General features: G+C 60.9%; 14 protein-coding genes. 8 read left to right on the forward strand and 6 right to left on the reverse strand.

The genetic code is table 11. From position 1 onward, the window contains the following. Window positions 1-20: 20 nt before the first annotated feature. Complete coding sequence (locus tag ABIE52_RS05620) at window positions 21-542, reverse strand: universal stress protein (RefSeq protein ID WP_030537062.1); 522 nt, start codon at window positions 540-542, stop codon at window positions 21-23. A 103-nt stretch (window positions 543-645) separates the two neighbouring features. Between ABIE52_RS05620 and hisI the strand changes: the two genes are divergently transcribed. From hisI to ABIE52_RS05640, 4 genes are all read left to right on the forward strand, one after another. After that, window positions 646-993 (forward strand): phosphoribosyl-AMP cyclohydrolase, encoded by a 348-nt coding sequence (hisI, locus tag ABIE52_RS05625; protein ID WP_003942390.1) that lies wholly within the window; start codon window positions 646-648, stop codon window positions 991-993. Between the two features lie 6 nt (window positions 994-999). Continuing rightward, window positions 1000-1293, forward strand: a complete 294-nt coding sequence (locus ABIE52_RS05630) for a DUF1905 domain-containing protein (protein ID WP_030537061.1) — start codon at window positions 1000-1002, stop codon at window positions 1291-1293. A 26-nt stretch (window positions 1294-1319) separates the two neighbouring features. Beyond that, window positions 1320-1946 carry an SRPBCC family protein gene (locus ABIE52_RS05635; protein ID WP_007732240.1) on the forward strand — a complete coding sequence of 209 codons (627 nt, stop codon included), beginning with the start codon at window positions 1320-1322 and terminating at the stop codon, window positions 1944-1946. Between the two features lie 73 nt (window positions 1947-2019). Further along, window positions 2020-2406 (forward strand): DUF2784 domain-containing protein, encoded by a 387-nt coding sequence (locus ABIE52_RS05640; RefSeq protein ID WP_030537060.1) that lies wholly within the window; start codon window positions 2020-2022, stop codon window positions 2404-2406. Between the two features lie 60 nt (window positions 2407-2466). Here the strand turns inward: ABIE52_RS05640 and ABIE52_RS05645 are convergent, their stop codons facing one another. Continuing rightward, complete coding sequence (locus tag ABIE52_RS05645) at window positions 2467-2892, reverse strand: nitroreductase/quinone reductase family protein (RefSeq protein WP_029255500.1); 426 nt, start codon at window positions 2890-2892, stop codon at window positions 2467-2469. A 109-nt stretch (window positions 2893-3001) separates the two neighbouring features. Between ABIE52_RS05645 and ABIE52_RS05650 the strand changes: the two genes are divergently transcribed. Continuing rightward, entirely contained in the window at window positions 3002-3424 is a 423-nt protein-coding gene (locus tag ABIE52_RS05650) for an ArsR/SmtB family transcription factor (RefSeq protein WP_003942406.1), read from the forward strand. Further along, window positions 3421-4440: a cation diffusion facilitator family transporter gene (locus tag ABIE52_RS05655; protein WP_030537058.1), complete on the forward strand. Its 1020-nt coding sequence runs from the start codon at window positions 3421-3423 to the stop codon at window positions 4438-4440. The genes ABIE52_RS05650 and ABIE52_RS05655 overlap by 4 nt, the downstream gene beginning before the upstream one ends. Window positions 4441-4474: 34 nt before the next feature. Here the strand turns inward: ABIE52_RS05655 and ABIE52_RS05660 are convergent, their stop codons facing one another. Then, window positions 4475-5086, reverse strand: coding sequence for a VOC family protein (locus tag ABIE52_RS05660; protein WP_030537057.1), 612 nt, complete (start codon window positions 5084-5086; stop codon window positions 4475-4477). A gap of 317 nt (window positions 5087-5403) precedes the next feature. Between ABIE52_RS05660 and ABIE52_RS05665 the strand changes: the two genes are divergently transcribed. Next, entirely contained in the window at window positions 5404-8508 is a 3105-nt protein-coding gene (locus tag ABIE52_RS05665; protein WP_191908680.1) for a multicopper oxidase family protein, read from the forward strand. Window positions 8509-8625: 117 nt separating this feature from the next. Further along, window positions 8626-9864: an HNH endonuclease signature motif containing protein gene (locus tag ABIE52_RS05670; RefSeq protein WP_151098070.1), complete on the forward strand. Its 1239-nt coding sequence runs from the start codon at window positions 8626-8628 to the stop codon at window positions 9862-9864. Between the two features lie 85 nt (window positions 9865-9949). On the opposite strand, the gene ABIE52_RS05675 is transcribed toward ABIE52_RS05670, so the two are convergent. From ABIE52_RS05675 to ABIE52_RS05685, 3 genes are read right to left on the reverse strand one after another with little or no spacing between them, the layout of a single operon-like run. Then, entirely contained in the window at window positions 9950-10921 is a 972-nt protein-coding gene (locus tag ABIE52_RS05675) for an antibiotic biosynthesis monooxygenase (protein WP_030538060.1), read from the reverse strand. Beyond that, complete coding sequence (locus ABIE52_RS05680) at window positions 10918-13611, reverse strand: molybdopterin-dependent oxidoreductase (RefSeq protein ID WP_030538059.1); 2694 nt, start codon at window positions 13609-13611, stop codon at window positions 10918-10920. The genes ABIE52_RS05675 and ABIE52_RS05680 overlap by 4 nt, the downstream gene beginning before the upstream one ends. Then, window positions 13608-14432, reverse strand: a complete 825-nt coding sequence (locus ABIE52_RS05685; protein WP_003941432.1) for an FAD binding domain-containing protein — start codon at window positions 14430-14432, stop codon at window positions 13608-13610. Before ABIE52_RS05685 ends, ABIE52_RS05680 begins: the two co-directional genes overlap by 4 nt. Window positions 14433-14530: the final 98 nt, after the last annotated feature.

Genomic DNA, 14530 nt, shown 5'->3' on the forward strand with positions numbered 1-14530 from the left:
CGGGCTTGTCCCGCGTTCGGCTATCTTGCCGAGCTGACTCCGGTCGGAACCGATATCACGGGATAACGGTTCTGCCGGTTCAGTCGGGAAGTGACCGAGATGTGCATCAGTCGGCTCACCGCGGAGGCAGCGCCTTTTCGCGGAGATCCGATCACGATGGTAAATGCGTCGTATTTGTCCGCGGTTGCGAGAATGACACCGGCCGGGTCTCCATAGGTGCAGTCGTACGTCCAGGTGTCGGCGTGCGAGGCAAGTGCCGAGGTTGTCTGCTCGCGTTGCGACACCATCTCGTCGTGCAGACGCGTTTCGAATTCTGGTGAGTCGGTTTCGACAGGTAGGTCCTCGGACGTGATGCAGTGAACGACGTGGAGGGCTGAATCCTCCTTGGCGGCAAGCGTCAGTGCGTAGCTGAGTACATTCTTGCTGGTAGCACCTGGGCCGATGCCGAGAACGACGTGGCGGGTTCGGACGCGATCGGTACTCAGGTTCGCGAGATGGCAGATGTACTCCGGGTGCGGACCGTCATGACGTTGATGGTTCATGTCGGATCTTCTTCCAGAGCGAGAGAAGCGAAGGAACTTCCATTCTAGGGCGGCCGTGCAGGGGAATTCCACGGAAGTCACAGGTGGAAGGTATAAACGTCATATGAGTCTTGATCCCGCAATCGCGGCGAAGCTGAAGCGAAACGACGCCGGACTGTTCAGCGCGGTTGCGCAGGAGAAGTCGACCGGTGATGTGCTGATGGTCGCGTGGATGGACGACGAAGCGCTCGCGCGAACACTGGAAACCCGTAAGGGGACGTACTATTCGCGCTCGCGGCAGCAGTACTGGGTCAAGGGAGAGACCTCCGGGCACACCCAGTACGTGCACGAGGTGCGCCTCGACTGTGACGGCGATTCCGTCTTGCTGATCGTCGATCAGGAGGGCGCCGCGTGCCACACCGGCACTCACACGTGTTTCGACACCGACGTCCTGCTCGCTGCTGAGCAGTGACGCGAGATGGCCACTGACAAGACTCCACAACCGCTCGATTACTCGTTCACCGCTCCCATCGAGAAAGACGGTGCGTTCGCAACGTTCTTGGCCGTGCCCGGCTCGGCGGAAATTCTGGGAACCAGACGCGCTGTGAAGGTGGTCGGGACCCTCGATGGTGAGCATCCCTTCGAGGCGACGCTGATGCCCTCCGGTGACGGACCGCACTGGCTTCCGCTGCGCGTGGCGCTGTGCAAGGCGATCGGCAAGAGCGCCGCTGGAGAAGAGGTAGCGGTACATCTACAGCAGCGACTGAGCTGAAAGTTTCGCTCGAACCGAGGAGTCTCATGGTCGACAAAGCAGTTGATTCGTTGCAGTTGGTGGCGCGAGAACTGGGCCCGTTCGGCGGAGACGAGGGGAAAACGCGCATGCTGCGCATGTCGCGGACTCTCGCGGCACCAATAGGCACGGTCTGGGCGGCGATCACCGAGTTCGACCGCATTCGCCAATGGTTCATGCCGGTCGCGGGAGAAGCCATGATCGGCGGCCACTATCAGCTCGAGGGCAACGCCGGCGGCGAGATTTTGGCGTGCGAAGCTCCTCGAACTCTTCGCATCACCTGGGAATATGGCGGCGATGTGAGCTATGTGACTGTAAATCTCGCCGAAAAGGGCAGTGGTGCAACGCTGTTCGATTTCGAACATGCCGCGGACGTGGAGCCGGATCGGTGGGCCGAGTACGGTCCAGGTGCCGTCGGCGTCGGGTGGGACATGGGACTGCTCGGGCTGGCTCGACACGTGGAACTGGGGATCGCGACGCCACTCGAGACACCCGAGTGGTCGGCGAGCGACGAGGCCAAGGCATTCATCGCGGGAAGCAGTGAACTGTGGGCCGAAGCTGCGATCGCATCGGGCGACGACCCGGATGCGGCTGCAGCCGCCGCGGCTCGCACGACCGCTGCATACACCGGGTAGATCACCTCTACGAGGACTAACATCGGATTAGTCTGGTTGTTGCGGGACTTCCGCGCCACGAGCGGAGACGACGATGGTGTATCGGCTCATCGAAGTAGTAACGGTGTTCGTTCACTTCGGGTTTGTCCTCTATGTGGTGCTGGGTGGATTCGTGGCGTGGAAGTGGCGTCGTACCATCGGTTTCCACCTTCTTGCAGTCGTCTGGGGAGTCGGTTCGATAGCGGTCGGATACGACTGCCCGCTGACCAATCTCGAGAACTGGGCCCGCCGGATGGCCGGGATCGCGGAGTTGCCGTCCACCGGATTCATCTCGCACTACATCACCGGCGTGTTCTATCCGGCGAGTATCGAAGGCCTTGTACAGGCGCTCGCGGCGACAGTGGTTGTCGGATCCTGGGTAGGATACGTGCTGCTCGGACGGCATGCGAAGGGTGAGGTCAAAGCCTCTTCAGCGACCTGATTCCGTACAAACGATCCCAGCCGTTTCCGAATGGAAACGACTGGGAGGTGCTACCAGGATTTACGCGCGAGTCAGGGCTACCACCGGGATTGTGCGGATCCCAGCGGTCTTCTCCGCGTATTCGGCAAATCCCGGGTATCGACTGGCCTGCTCGTCGTAGATGCGGTCACGCTTCTCGCCGGTTACTTCGCTGACGGAGACCGGGTATGTTTCGGTGCCGATCTCGACCTCTGCCTGGTCGGTGGCAACGAGGTTGTAGTACCAGTCGGGATTGGTCGGGGCACCGGCCTTGGATGCAAAAACGTAGATGGTCTTCGGATCCTGCTCGTCTGCCAGATACATCATGGGACTCACGAAATCGCGTCCGGATTTGCGTCCTGTGTGGTGGACCAACACCATGGGCGCACCTTCGAAGGGGCCACCTACCTTGCCCTCGTTCTCCCGAAATTCCGCAATGATTCCTGCGTTCCAATCGTCGGTACTCATCGTTGTCTCCCGGTCTGCGAGTGGCGAAGGGCTCTGCCGCCAAGCTTTGCACAACTGGTGAATCGACGAGAGGTCATCTTCGGCGTCCAGCATGATCTACTATCTACGTATGAACGCAGATAGTGGTGTTTGTCGCCGTAAGCTTCCCGATGATCAAGTCGACCTCGTCGTCGAGGTGTTCCGCATGCTGGCCGACGCAACCCGTGTGCAGGTTTTGTGGGCATTGGTAGACCGCGAGTGCTCGGTGAACGAACTGGCGGAACGCGTCGGCAAGCCGGCGCCCTCGGTGTCGCAGCACCTGGCGAAATTGCGCATGGCAAGGTTGGTACGAACGCGCCGCGATGGTACGACGGTGTTCTATCGCCTGGAGAACGACCATGTGCGCCAACTGGTTACGGACGCGGTCTTCAATGCGGAGCATGCCGGACCCGGATTGCCGGGGCATCACCGTAGTGAAGGTGAACTTCGGGAGATACACCCGGAGCGCTCGGCGAACGTCGATCGGACCGATCAAGAAGAAGGTGCGTCGTGACGCACGAACCCAAGACGTCCCACGGCCACGGCCACGGCCACCGCCATGTCCACGGGCCGAGGGGATTTCGATCGGCAGTCCGCGAAGTGTTCTCGCCGCACAGTCACGACGCTGCCGACAGTGTCGACGACGCATTGGAATCGAGCGCAATCGGCATCCGGGCGGTCAAGATCAGTCTTGTTGCGCTCGGAGTCACCGCAGTTGCTCAGGTCGCGATCGTGGCGATCTCGGGTTCGGTGGCGCTGCTGGCGGACACCATTCACAACTTCTCCGACGCGCTCACGGCAGTCCCACTCTGGATTGCCTTCGCGCTCGGTCGGCGCGCTGCGACCAGGCGCTATACCTATGGTTTCGGGCGTGCGGAGGATTTGGCCGGACTGTTCGTACTCGCCATGATCGCACTGTCGGCAGTGATCGCCGGTGTCGAGGCGGTGAGACGATTGATCAACCCGGTCGAGATCGAGCACCTCGGTTGGGTAGCGGCGGCAGGTTTGATCGGTTTCATCGGAAACGAATTGGTGGCGTTGTATCGGATCAGGGTCGGCAGGCAAATCGGTTCAGCGGCCCTGGTGGCTGATGGATTGCATGCTCGGACCGACGGATTCACTTCGCTCGCAGTCCTTCTGGGGGCGGGGGGAGTTGCGCTGGGTTTCCCGTTGGCAGATCCGATCATCGGCCTTGTCATCACCGTTGCCATCGTGGCGGTGCTCAGGACTGCAGCGCGAGACGTCTTCCGGAGGTTGATGGACGGCGTCGAACCTGAGTTGGTGGACGACGCAGAGCATGCATTGATGCACGAACCTGGAGTCCTCGGTGTTCGTGATCTGAAGATGCGGTGGATCGGACACCGACTGCATGCCGATGCAGAACTCGACATCGATCCCCGGGCAACACTTGCCGAAGCTCATGCGATTGCACACAGCGCCGAGCATTCGCTCACTCACGCGGTGCCCAAACTCGCTACTGCCTTGGTGCATGCGTACCCGGCGCATGACGCGGCCAACTCCGAAGTCTGATACCGGCCGCCTTCCCGGTGATCTGTGCTTGATGTCAAGCGCAGGCGGCTTCCCAGGCGAAACCGTCTGGGTCTGTGAAGGTTTCAGACGCGCCGGCAACGGTCAGACGGTGTGATCCGGTGCCTTCCGGAGCAACCCCGGCATCCTTTGCCAAAGCGCGGCGACCATACAGTGCGAGTGTCACATTGTTTGCTGCACTGGTGAATTCGACGTACTTGCGACCGAAGCTCTTGGACACCTCGAGTCCGCGGTCGAGGTAGAACTGCTTGCTGGCCTTGACGTCTTCGGCGCCGAGCAGCAGCACGAGGCTGTCGATCGTGCGGGTGGCCGGCCCGTCGTTCTTCTTCGACGACGTGGCGATCTTCCAGATGGAACCGTCTGGAGCCTGGACGACTCCGCCGTATCCCCAGAGGGATTTCTTGACAGGCTTCAAGGCGGTGGCACCGGCTGCGAGTGCTGCGCCGACGAAGGCGTCGACGATGTTCGGTTGGGAGACGACGAGCGAGAGGGTGTACCCACGAAACCCTGTTGTCGGTTCGTTCGATTCGCGTAGCTGGATTCGATCTCCGACGCCGAGAGCGTTGTAGAAGGCTTCGGCTGCCGCGAGGTCGGGAACGTCGAGGATCACGGATTGCGCGGTGGTCATCTGGGCGCTCCCTGCTGATGTGTGGATTGGCGACGTGTGGTCGGAAGTGGACTTCTGTGGTGTGTTCATGTGTTTCAACGTAATTGCGGGTCCCGTGGCTGTGCTTCTCGATTTCTGATCGGCTTGCTGAGACTGCTTGCAAGGTGCAGCACTCACGCAGGCCTTAGGTGGGCGATTTGTCGTGAATATCCTGTTCAGCCGATGTTTTCTCGATAGGCTGGTGAGCGCTGATCGGACGTACCTCACGCCACCATGGAACGGGGAAACCAGTGATCGCACTGCGAGGAAAGTCGTTAGCCGCAGCAGTAGTGGTGTCCATGACGATGGCGTTGGCCGCGTGTACCTCCGGTGAATCGGCGCCCGAGGTGGGCGGCAATTACGGCTCTGGCGGAACCGCCGTCGACTATCGGGAGCCGGTGAAACTGAGTAGCCGAGATGGTGTTCTCGAGGTGCGCTTGTCCGCTCATCAGGGAGTGATTCCGCTCGATACCGCTTCGGCGCCCGTGTCGAATTTTCTGCTCTTCGGGTACGAGGTCATCCGCGGTACGGCGTCGGACGGATCGACCTCGGCGAGTGACGTCTATCCGGCGCCGACTCTCCGCGTCAATCCCGGAGAGCGATTGATCATTCATTACGACAACGATTTGCAGGATCTCACGATCCAGGACTTCTACGATCCGGCATTCACACCGGCGGGCGGGGACGTGCCGATCTATCCGCCGGCGCTGACGTCGGCTCCGCTGAATCTGCACACGCACGGAGTGCACGTGAGTCCGGACGGCAATGCGGACAACGTGTTGCTCAACATTCCCGCCGGCCAGGGAAACGTGTACGACTACGCGATTCCGGGGACGATGCCGAACGGTCTGTACTGGTATCACAGTCACCGGCACACCCTCACCGCCCAGCAGACGTACATGGGCCTGGCCGGGCTACTGGAAATCGGCCGGCCGGACGGCAATCTGCCTGTCGTGACGGCAAACGACGTTCCGATTCGCGATATGGCACTGCAGTACAACTTCGTATTCGACCGAAAAGGAAAGGGCCGACAGCTCAACGACGCGAACTGGCCCCAATTCGTCAGTACGTTGACGCCACCCGCCGGTACGGAACTAGCCGACGGCACGTACCGTCCGAGCCTTGCTCCGGTGAATTTCTCGGACACCACCGAGGGCACGCAGTATTTCACCAACTGGTACACCGGACCGTTGTCCCCGGCCAATCATCGTGGACAGAATCAATTCGTTCCAGGCAATCTGCAGAGCTTCGTGGGTGAATCGACGACTGTACCGGCCGATCCCTCACTGCCGGACAACCAACGCGATGTGCAGTACACCGTGAACGGTCAGTTCCAGCCGTCGCTGAAACTGAAGCCGGGGCAGACCGAGATCTGGGTGCTTGCCAACATCAGCGACTTTGCCTACATGCCGGTCACGTTGACGGAAACCGCAACCGGCGCCCATCCGAAGTTCGCCATCGTAGGGCAGGACGGAAACCCGTTCGACGAGGTCAGGCCACCCGTGGACGGGGACGGAACCAGGCTGGTGATTCCGCCGGCCTCGCGATACGCAATCGCAGTGAAGATGCCGGAGTCCGGCGATCTGGTGCTGGAGATGCCACCGCTCGAAGGTGCAAAGCCGGTGAGCAATCCAGGCATTCTCTACACCAACAACGGTACCGACAATCCGCCCGCCGAACTCGGAACCGTCACCGTCGACCCGTCGGTGATCAGTTACGCGGACGGATTCTTCACGTTCCCGACTCAGCAGTTGATCCGTGCGACGCCAGACGAGGGTGAAGGAAAGACGACTCCCTTCGAGTTCGGACAGAAGCTCGATACCTACACCTCGTTCGTGGATACCGCAGCGATGACGCCCGACGTGACCCGCAATCTCACAGTGTCCGGTGGGTTCGGAAACGAGAAGGCCAGCAACAGCGATCCGAAGGCCTTCACCTACGAATTCGCCGACAACACGTTCCCCAACATTCCGCTGATTCAACCGCGACTGAATTCCGTTGAGGAATGGAAGATCACGAACCTCAACAACGACGAACACCCGATGCATATTCACGTCAACGACTTCCAGGTAACGGAAGTTGTGGATCCCGTCGCAGGTACCACGACGGGCGTTCAGCCCTGGGGAATCGACAACGTGAACGTGCCGGCGCCGGTGACGGACGAGAACGAGAATGCGCTGGAACCAGCATCGGTGACGTTGCGGACGAAGTTCACCGAGTACACCGGAACCTTTGTGATTCACTGCCACCGACTCAATCACGAGGACAACGGTTTGATGGCGACTGTCAACGTGATTCCCGAGGTATCGACATATGCCGTCGCGATACCTGGTTCGGCCGGCGTGCCCGCCAAGGTGCAGATATTCGATGCCAACGGCGACAAACTGATCACTGCTGTGACGCCCTTCCCGTCGTTCGAAGGCACGCCGAGTGTTGCGATGGCGGACGTGAATGGAGACATGGTGCTTGATCTGGTCACTGGAACAGGAGCAGGCTCGGCTCCGGAAGTGGTGGCGTACAACGCAGTCGGCGGCGTGCCGTTCACCGACGAGTTGGCAAGATTCGCCCCCTTCGATGTGGGTTTCCGCGGTGGAGTGAACGTCGGCGGTGTCGACATCGACGGAAATGCACTGGCAGACAACATCATCGTTGCATCAGGCCCGGGGATGGAGTCGCAGGTCAAGATCTACTCTACCGACCTTCCGGCGGACAAGAGGTCCGCACCCGCAGAATTCGGTTCGTTCTCGCCGTACCCGGGATCGAGTATCGGAGTCACGTTCGCAACCGGAATGGTTGACAGTCACTCCGGTCGAGCGAGCATCGTGACAGCACCCGGCGCGGGCGAGGAGCCGTTGATCAAGACGTTCCGCTACGACCTGTACGAACCGACGGCGGCTGCGCAGGGCGACTCCGATGAACACGCAGGTCATACGGCTGGTCCTGTAATGACGTCGCAGTTCTTGGCATTCGATCAGGGCTACCGCGACGGGGTGTCTCTGTCGACGGGTTGGGTGGCGGGCGCCGAGGGCGGCGCAAAGTCGATAGTGGCAGGCATGCTCGGAGGAGAAGGATCAATCCGCGTCTTTTCGAGTGGATCCAGGCTCGACGGTGCACCCGAGATGTACCTCGAGAGTCCAGATCACCATTCGCCGGACGTGGCGTTTCGGGAGGTTGCAGCTTTCGACCCGTTCACCGGTCCAGGTTCGGGTGTCGGAGTGGCCACGACGAGCACGACCAGCGGCGCGGACCTCCTCGTAAGTGGCAGCAACGGAACGGGTGCCGAAGTTCGGAAACTCACTCTCGGTCGCGCCGATCCGTCTGCGACCACATTGACACCGACGCTTGTGGGAACGCTGCCGCCCTATCCTGTCGGCGGGGGAGTTCTGCCGCTCGGTGGCCGATGATCCGGTTTTGAGAGTTACTGAAAGTAGTTTCATATCAACGGGTCTCGAGCCTTCCTGTTCTCGAAGTTGTCCGTTTTGTCTCTGGTTATCGAAAGTGTGTTCGATTAAACTTTCGGTATGGACAGTCGGGATGCGTGGCAGCTGGATGGCGAGGACCTCAAGAGTGAGGTTCTGGATCTGGTGCGCGTCCGGCACGAGTTGCAGTCGCGGATGGTGTTGCTGATCGTGGAGATGTTTTCCCGGGAGACTGTGGTCGGGAAGGGTTTTCGGGCGATCGCGCAGTGGTTGCATGGTTCGACGAATTTGGAGATCGGTGAGTGCAGCCTGTTGGTCAGTCTGGCGCGGTTGTTGATGCTCGAACCTGTTGTCGCGGATGCATTCCATCGCGGCGATGTGGATGCGTTGAAAGCCCGTCAGGTGGCGTCGTTTTGTCAGCATCCACCCAAGAACATGACGCCGGCGGACGTGGACAAGGCCCGCGGAATCTTGCTCGGGTTGGCATCGAAGAACATCGCCGATTGTGATGCGGTGCGGGCGGCGATCCGGCGGATCGAGAAGCAGTACGGAAAACGCGAAGACGGCGTCCCGGTCGGCGAGGATTCCGAACGTAACGAGTTCTACGCCTCGAAAGGGTTGTACGGACGGGTGACCGTGAAGGGCGATCTGGATGCGGTGAACGGGGCCCGTCTGATCACGTTGTTGTCGAGCCTGTCTGCGCCGACGCCGGAGAAAGACGGCGTGAAGGACACCCGTACGCCGGCGCTACGACGGGCGGACGGGTTTTGCGAATTGTTGCGGCGGTACGAGCGGGCGGGGCTGGGTCCGATCGAGGGCGGAGTGAAACCGCACATCACAGTCACCGCCAGTGCAAAAGACATGACCGACCTCAAAGCATTGAAGGATCTACTGCCGTCGACGGAGGAACTCGGGTTTGCGTGGGCGGATTGGGTGGGTCCGATCAGTATCGATACTGCGCGGATGTTGGCCTGCGATTGCACGGTCACGCGGATTTTGTTGGATGAGAATGGTGTTCCGCTCGACTGCGGTAAGGAAGCGAGAACGGCGACGGTGCCGCAGCGGCGGGCGTTGGCGGTTCGGGATGGCGGGTGTGCGTTTCCGGGGTGCGGGACACCGTCGGGGTGGTGCGATGCCCACCATATTGTTCACTGGAACGATGGTGGCCCAACAGATCTCGACAATCTGATCTTGTTGTGCGGTCATCACCACCGGACGCTGCACCACACCGAATGGAGGGTGGAGATCGGACCCGACCGAAAAACCGTGTTCTATCCACCGATGTCGGTTGATCCGTATCAACAGCCGATCGGCGGAAACGGCCCACCGACGGCCGCCTGAACGGCCAAAACTGAAAATGCCAGCGTATGCACCGGGGAAGAATCATGCCCCGTTACATGCGCTGGCATTTCGTGTTCCGGAGAGTTCAGGGCAGCGACCAGAACTGAGTAGTCACGAGGTAGAAGACGACAACCCAGAACAACGTCACAGTGGCGACGATTGCCACCCCTTGTGCGTTGGTTTTTGCGACAGGAATCCCCGGAGGTGGACGCAGCCAACGGTGCAGGAGCCGATTCACGTAGTACGGCATCGTGAAGAAACTCATGATGAAGCTCGACAACAGGTTGCCGATCAACAATCCGAGCCAGAGTGGCAGCTTCAGCGGTGACAGCGCCAAAGTAAGCAAGACGACAGTCGGGTAGAGACCGACCCAGACCGCGATCGAGGTTTTTGTCTCCGAAGGTGGAGGGGCCTCGTTTCCGTTCTCGTCGAAGGCGAACCAACTGCCGAACGAATTGTCCACGGTTCGCAGTTCGAAGTCGTGGAACTTGCGACCCTCGGCGAGAAGTTGTTGTCGCTCAGGGGAAGTCAGCCACGTGTCGAGATGGGCAGCATTGTCGAAGCGATACAGCAGGGTCCACTCATCCTGCACACCGTCGACTGGGCGAAACAGTTCGGTGCCGCGGAATCCGTCGAAAGCACTCTCCACCTCCCGAAGGCGATCCTGCCAGGCAAGGAACTCGTCGATGCTGTCGTCACCTACTCGGTGCGTCACTACGACAGTCAGCAGTGGGTCCGGAGGCCTGATCCCGCCGCTCACTACCTGCTGCGTGGCCGGGCCGTCGAAGAACTGACGACCGCTGTCGAGGTAGTTCTGCCTCGTCGCGCTGTTGATCCACGCCTGAACATGAGCGATGGAGTCGAATCGGTACACGATCACCCAATCAGGTTGGGTGGGCGTCGGAGCAGCGATTTCTGCCCCGAGGAAGCCTGCATAATCTGCGGCCGCCCGGTTGAGATCTTTCTGCCAGACCTCGAATTCTTTCTCCAGTCCGGCACGCACTCGCTGGCCGATGATGACCGTCGCGGCGCTGTCCGCCGACGTGTTCGCGGTCATCGGTTCAGGCCTGAGTAGATGCGTTCCGGGGTGAGCGGTAGTGACCGGAATCGTGACCCGGTTGCATCCTGCAGTGCGTTCGCCAATGCAGGGGCAACCGGATTGATGCAGCACTCCGCCATGCCCTTGGAGCGGAGTGGGCCGACGGAGTCGGATGACTCGACGAGGATCACCTCCGTGCGTGGGATATCTGCATATGTCGGGATCCGGTAGTTACGTAGATTCGGGTTCATCATCGCGCCGTTTGCGTCTACGTGGAAGTTCTCGGTGAGTGCGAAGCCGATGCCCTGGGCGACGCCACCTTCGATCTGTCCCCGCACCTGCGCTGGATTGATGATCACCCCAGCGTCGGTGGCTTGGACGCTGTAGAGAATGCGGATCTCGCCTGTGACGCGATGGACGGCAATCCGGAAGCCATGAGTGTTGGACACCACGCTGCGCGGAGATCCGTATGCCTTCCGCGCCTCGGTGAATCGGATCCCGCGCGGGCGTGCGGCCTCGAGTATCTCTTGCAGTGTTAATCGAGTACTACCGCAGACGATCTTGTCGTCGTCCATCGAGCACTGGTCAATCGACACGCCGGTGTGGTGCGCGGCGAAGGCAAGTAGGCGATCGCGGAGCGCATTCGACGCGCGAAGTACCGCGTTCCCAGCGACAAACAGGCCGGCGCTGGCGAAAGCGCCTGTGTCGAAACCGGTTCGGTCGGTGTCCGACTGAATGATTCGTACACGTGACGGTGTTGTGCCCAGCTGATTCGCGGCGATCTGCACGTGGGCGGTAGAAGTACCCTCACCGAATTCGACTGTGCCGATGGCAAGTTCGTATACACAGTCTTCGCCGAGGGTGAGCCAGGCCTCGGAAATGTGCTCGGTGGGTGGCGCGGTCTCGTGTAGTGAACTGGCGGTACCGGTGCCGATCAGCCAATCGTCTCCGAGCGAGGAAACCGGTTGGCGCTTCAACGCGGCGTCGATCAGATCTATGCATTGCCCCAGTCCGTCTTCGGTGAAGATCACGTCGTCTGGGCCGTCTTCGAGTGCGACGAGCGAATCGCCCGGTCGGACGATATTGCGTCGACGCAGTTCGAGCGGATCCATGTCCAGCGCGATGGCCAATTCGGTCATGGCCGATTCCACGGCAAAGGCCGGTTGCGTCATCCCGTACCCACGTAGAGCGCCGCTCGGAACATTGTTGGTGTACACGGAATACGCATCGAACTTCTTGTTGGCGCAGCGGTAGAGCGATACTGCCGCGCCGCCGGCAAAGAGTGTCTCTCCACCGTGGTTTCCGTACGCACCGGTGTTCGAGATGTTTCGGTACTGAAAGGCTGTGAGGGTTCCGTCCGACTTGGCGCCGAGCTTGATCGTGAGCTTCATCGGATGACGCGGCGACGCGGTGGTGAACTCTTCTTCTCGGGTGAACTCGAGGCAGACGGGACGACCGGTGTCGAGGGTGGCGAGCGCCACCAGATCCTCGCTGATCACTTCCTGTTTTCCTCCGAACCCGCCGCCCACGCGTTTGCAGAACACGCGTAGCTGATCCGGGCGGAGGTCGAAGAGATGTGCGAGTTTGACCTTGGCGATGGAGGGGGACTGCGAACTTGTGCGAACGTGAAGGCGTCCGTCTTCCATCCAGGAGATCGAACCGTGCGTCTCGAGGTGCGCGTGCTGAACCCGCGGCGAGAAGTAGGTGCCTTCGTGGATGACGTCGGCCTCGGCGAACCCGGCCTCGACGTCGCCCACATGACCGTGAAGTTCGAGCAGGATGTTGTGCTCGGGATCTCGAACAAAGGGATCGTCGGATCCGTGCAGGGCTGGAGCGCCGTCGGCCATGGCCTCTTCCGGATCAAACACGGAAGGCAGGATCTCGTAATCGACCTTCACCTTCCGACGGCCTTCTTCCGCAGCGACGACGGAGTCGGCGAGGACGGCCACTACACGCTGACCCACGAACCGCACGACGTTGTCGAGAATGTAGGTGTCGTCCGGATCGACAAGGTGGTCGGTATGTATTGCCGTGGTGAAGAGCTTGCGCGGCACGTCTTTCCAGGTGTAGACGCGATGGACACCGGGGACGGCGAGCGCCTCGGTGGTGTCGATGGAGGTGATGCGTGCATGTGCGTGCGGCGAGTGCAGCACTTTCAGGTGCAGCATGCCGTCGATGGCGGTGTCCATAGTGTATTCGGCTCGGCCGGTCACCACGTCGGTGGCCGCCGGCGCCCCGACGCTGGTTCCGACGGCCTGTCCCGGGAGGGCAACTTCGACAGCACCGACACCGTTGACCGCGTCTTCGATGGATCGGTAACCGGTGCAGCGGCACAGGTTTCCCTTGAGCGCTCGCGGCAAGTCTTCTTTCTGCGCGTCGGTGAGCGCCGCCGAGGTCATGATCATCCCGGCGGTGCAGAACCCACACTGAAAGCCGGGTGCATCCCGGAACTGCTGCTGAATCGGATGGAGATCTTCGGGCGTGCCGAGTCCCTCGATCGTGGTTACCGCGCGACCGTCGGCGCGAAAGGCGGGCGTGATGCAGCTGTGTATCGGCGCTCCGTCGAGCCACACTGTGCACGCCCCGCAGTCCCCGCCGTCGCACCCCTTCTTCACCCCGTGGTGTCCGAGGTGCCGAAGAAACGTCCGGAGACACTGTCCCGGGAACGGCTCCTCGTGGAACTGCCGGTCGTTCACCGTGTAGCTCATGACTGGCTCCCCGTGAGTTCGTTTCGGAGCTCGTCGGCGTAGTGGCGGGCGAGGTGGAGGCGGTGGTCGGGGGTTCCGTTGGGATCGTCGAACCAACTGTCGGCCGAAATGGAGTCGACGGCTCGTCGCAGAGAGTGCTCGTCCGGCATCGTGTCGAACGTCAGCCGGATCGGATGGGTGGTGCCGGCGGTGATGGTGAGGTGAAAGTCGTCGGCGCCAGGAGTCTGCGTCGCGATCATGAAGATCGTCGAACGGCCGAGGTGCGTGAGACTGAAGCGGCGGTGGGCGTGCCGTTTGGTGAGTGAGTGCACCGGGAACTCGATGCTCCGAAGGACTTCGCCCGGCTCCAGGACATTCTGGTGGTCACCGGTCACGAAGTCGCACGCGTCGACGGTCCTCACTGTTCCGTCGGTAGCCCATAGTGTGAACGAAGCCTCGAGTGCAACTGCCAGGGTGATCATCGGTCCGGCTGGAAGTGACATACAGATGTTGCCGCCTACGGTTGCCGAATTCCACACCTTGAAGGAAGAGAGGAAGTACTCGCAGCTGACGCGAATAAGTGGACTCGCACGCCAATTGTCCGGCGGGACAAACGCATACAGTTCGGCAACGGTGCACGTGGCCCCGACACCGAAATGAGTCGCGCCGACCTCCAGTGATGTCCAGCCGAGCGCGTTGAGGTCGACGAGTCGACGGGTGTCGGGTTGTTCCGCTGAGAACAGCCACGTTCCTCCCGCGAGCCAGGCGTCGCCGGGACGCCACACGTCCCCTGGGCGATCCGGTGGTCGGCGTATCACGTCGGTAATGGTGGTGATGTCCATGCGCCTGCTCCCCTCGGGGGATGTGTCTTCTCGGAGTGGGACATTACCGAGGTGACGAGACACATTCACACTTTTAGTACATATCGGGCACGCGAAAC

It is taken from the genome of Rhodococcus sp. OAS809, from assembly GCF_040546695.1.
Classification (GTDB): Bacteria; Actinomycetota; Actinomycetes; order Mycobacteriales; family Mycobacteriaceae; genus Rhodococcus_F; species Rhodococcus_F qingshengii.

Excerpts from the sequence above, each read along its gene's own strand:
- ABIE52_RS05620 (WP_030537062.1), bottom strand. The coding sequence starts at position 542 with ATGAACCATCAACGTCATGACGGTCCGCACCCGGAGTACATCTGCCAT.
- hisI (WP_003942390.1), top strand. The coding sequence starts at position 646 with ATGAGTCTTGATCCCGCAATCGCGGCGAAGCTGAAGCGAAACGACGCC.
- ABIE52_RS05630 (WP_030537061.1), top strand. The coding sequence starts at position 1,000 with ATGGCCACTGACAAGACTCCACAACCGCTCGATTACTCGTTCACCGCT.
- ABIE52_RS05635 (WP_007732240.1), top strand. The coding sequence starts at position 1,320 with ATGGTCGACAAAGCAGTTGATTCGTTGCAGTTGGTGGCGCGAGAACTG.
- ABIE52_RS05640 (WP_030537060.1), top strand. The coding sequence starts at position 2,020 with ATGGTGTATCGGCTCATCGAAGTAGTAACGGTGTTCGTTCACTTCGGG.
- ABIE52_RS05645 (WP_029255500.1), bottom strand. The coding sequence starts at position 2,892 with ATGAGTACCGACGATTGGAACGCAGGAATCATTGCGGAATTTCGGGAG.
- ABIE52_RS05650 (WP_003942406.1), top strand. The coding sequence starts at position 3,002 with ATGAACGCAGATAGTGGTGTTTGTCGCCGTAAGCTTCCCGATGATCAA.
- ABIE52_RS05660 (WP_030537057.1), bottom strand. The coding sequence starts at position 5,086 with ATGACCACCGCGCAATCCGTGATCCTCGACGTTCCCGACCTCGCGGCA.
- ABIE52_RS05665 (WP_191908680.1), top strand. The coding sequence starts at position 5,404 with ATGACGATGGCGTTGGCCGCGTGTACCTCCGGTGAATCGGCGCCCGAG.
- ABIE52_RS05670 (WP_151098070.1), top strand. The coding sequence starts at position 8,626 with ATGGACAGTCGGGATGCGTGGCAGCTGGATGGCGAGGACCTCAAGAGT.
- ABIE52_RS05675 (WP_030538060.1), bottom strand. The coding sequence starts at position 10,921 with ATGACCGCGAACACGTCGGCGGACAGCGCCGCGACGGTCATCATCGGC.
- ABIE52_RS05680 (WP_030538059.1), bottom strand. The coding sequence starts at position 13,611 with ATGAGCTACACGGTGAACGACCGGCAGTTCCACGAGGAGCCGTTCCCG.
- ABIE52_RS05685 (WP_003941432.1), bottom strand. The coding sequence starts at position 14,432 with ATGGACATCACCACCATTACCGACGTGATACGCCGACCACCGGATCGC.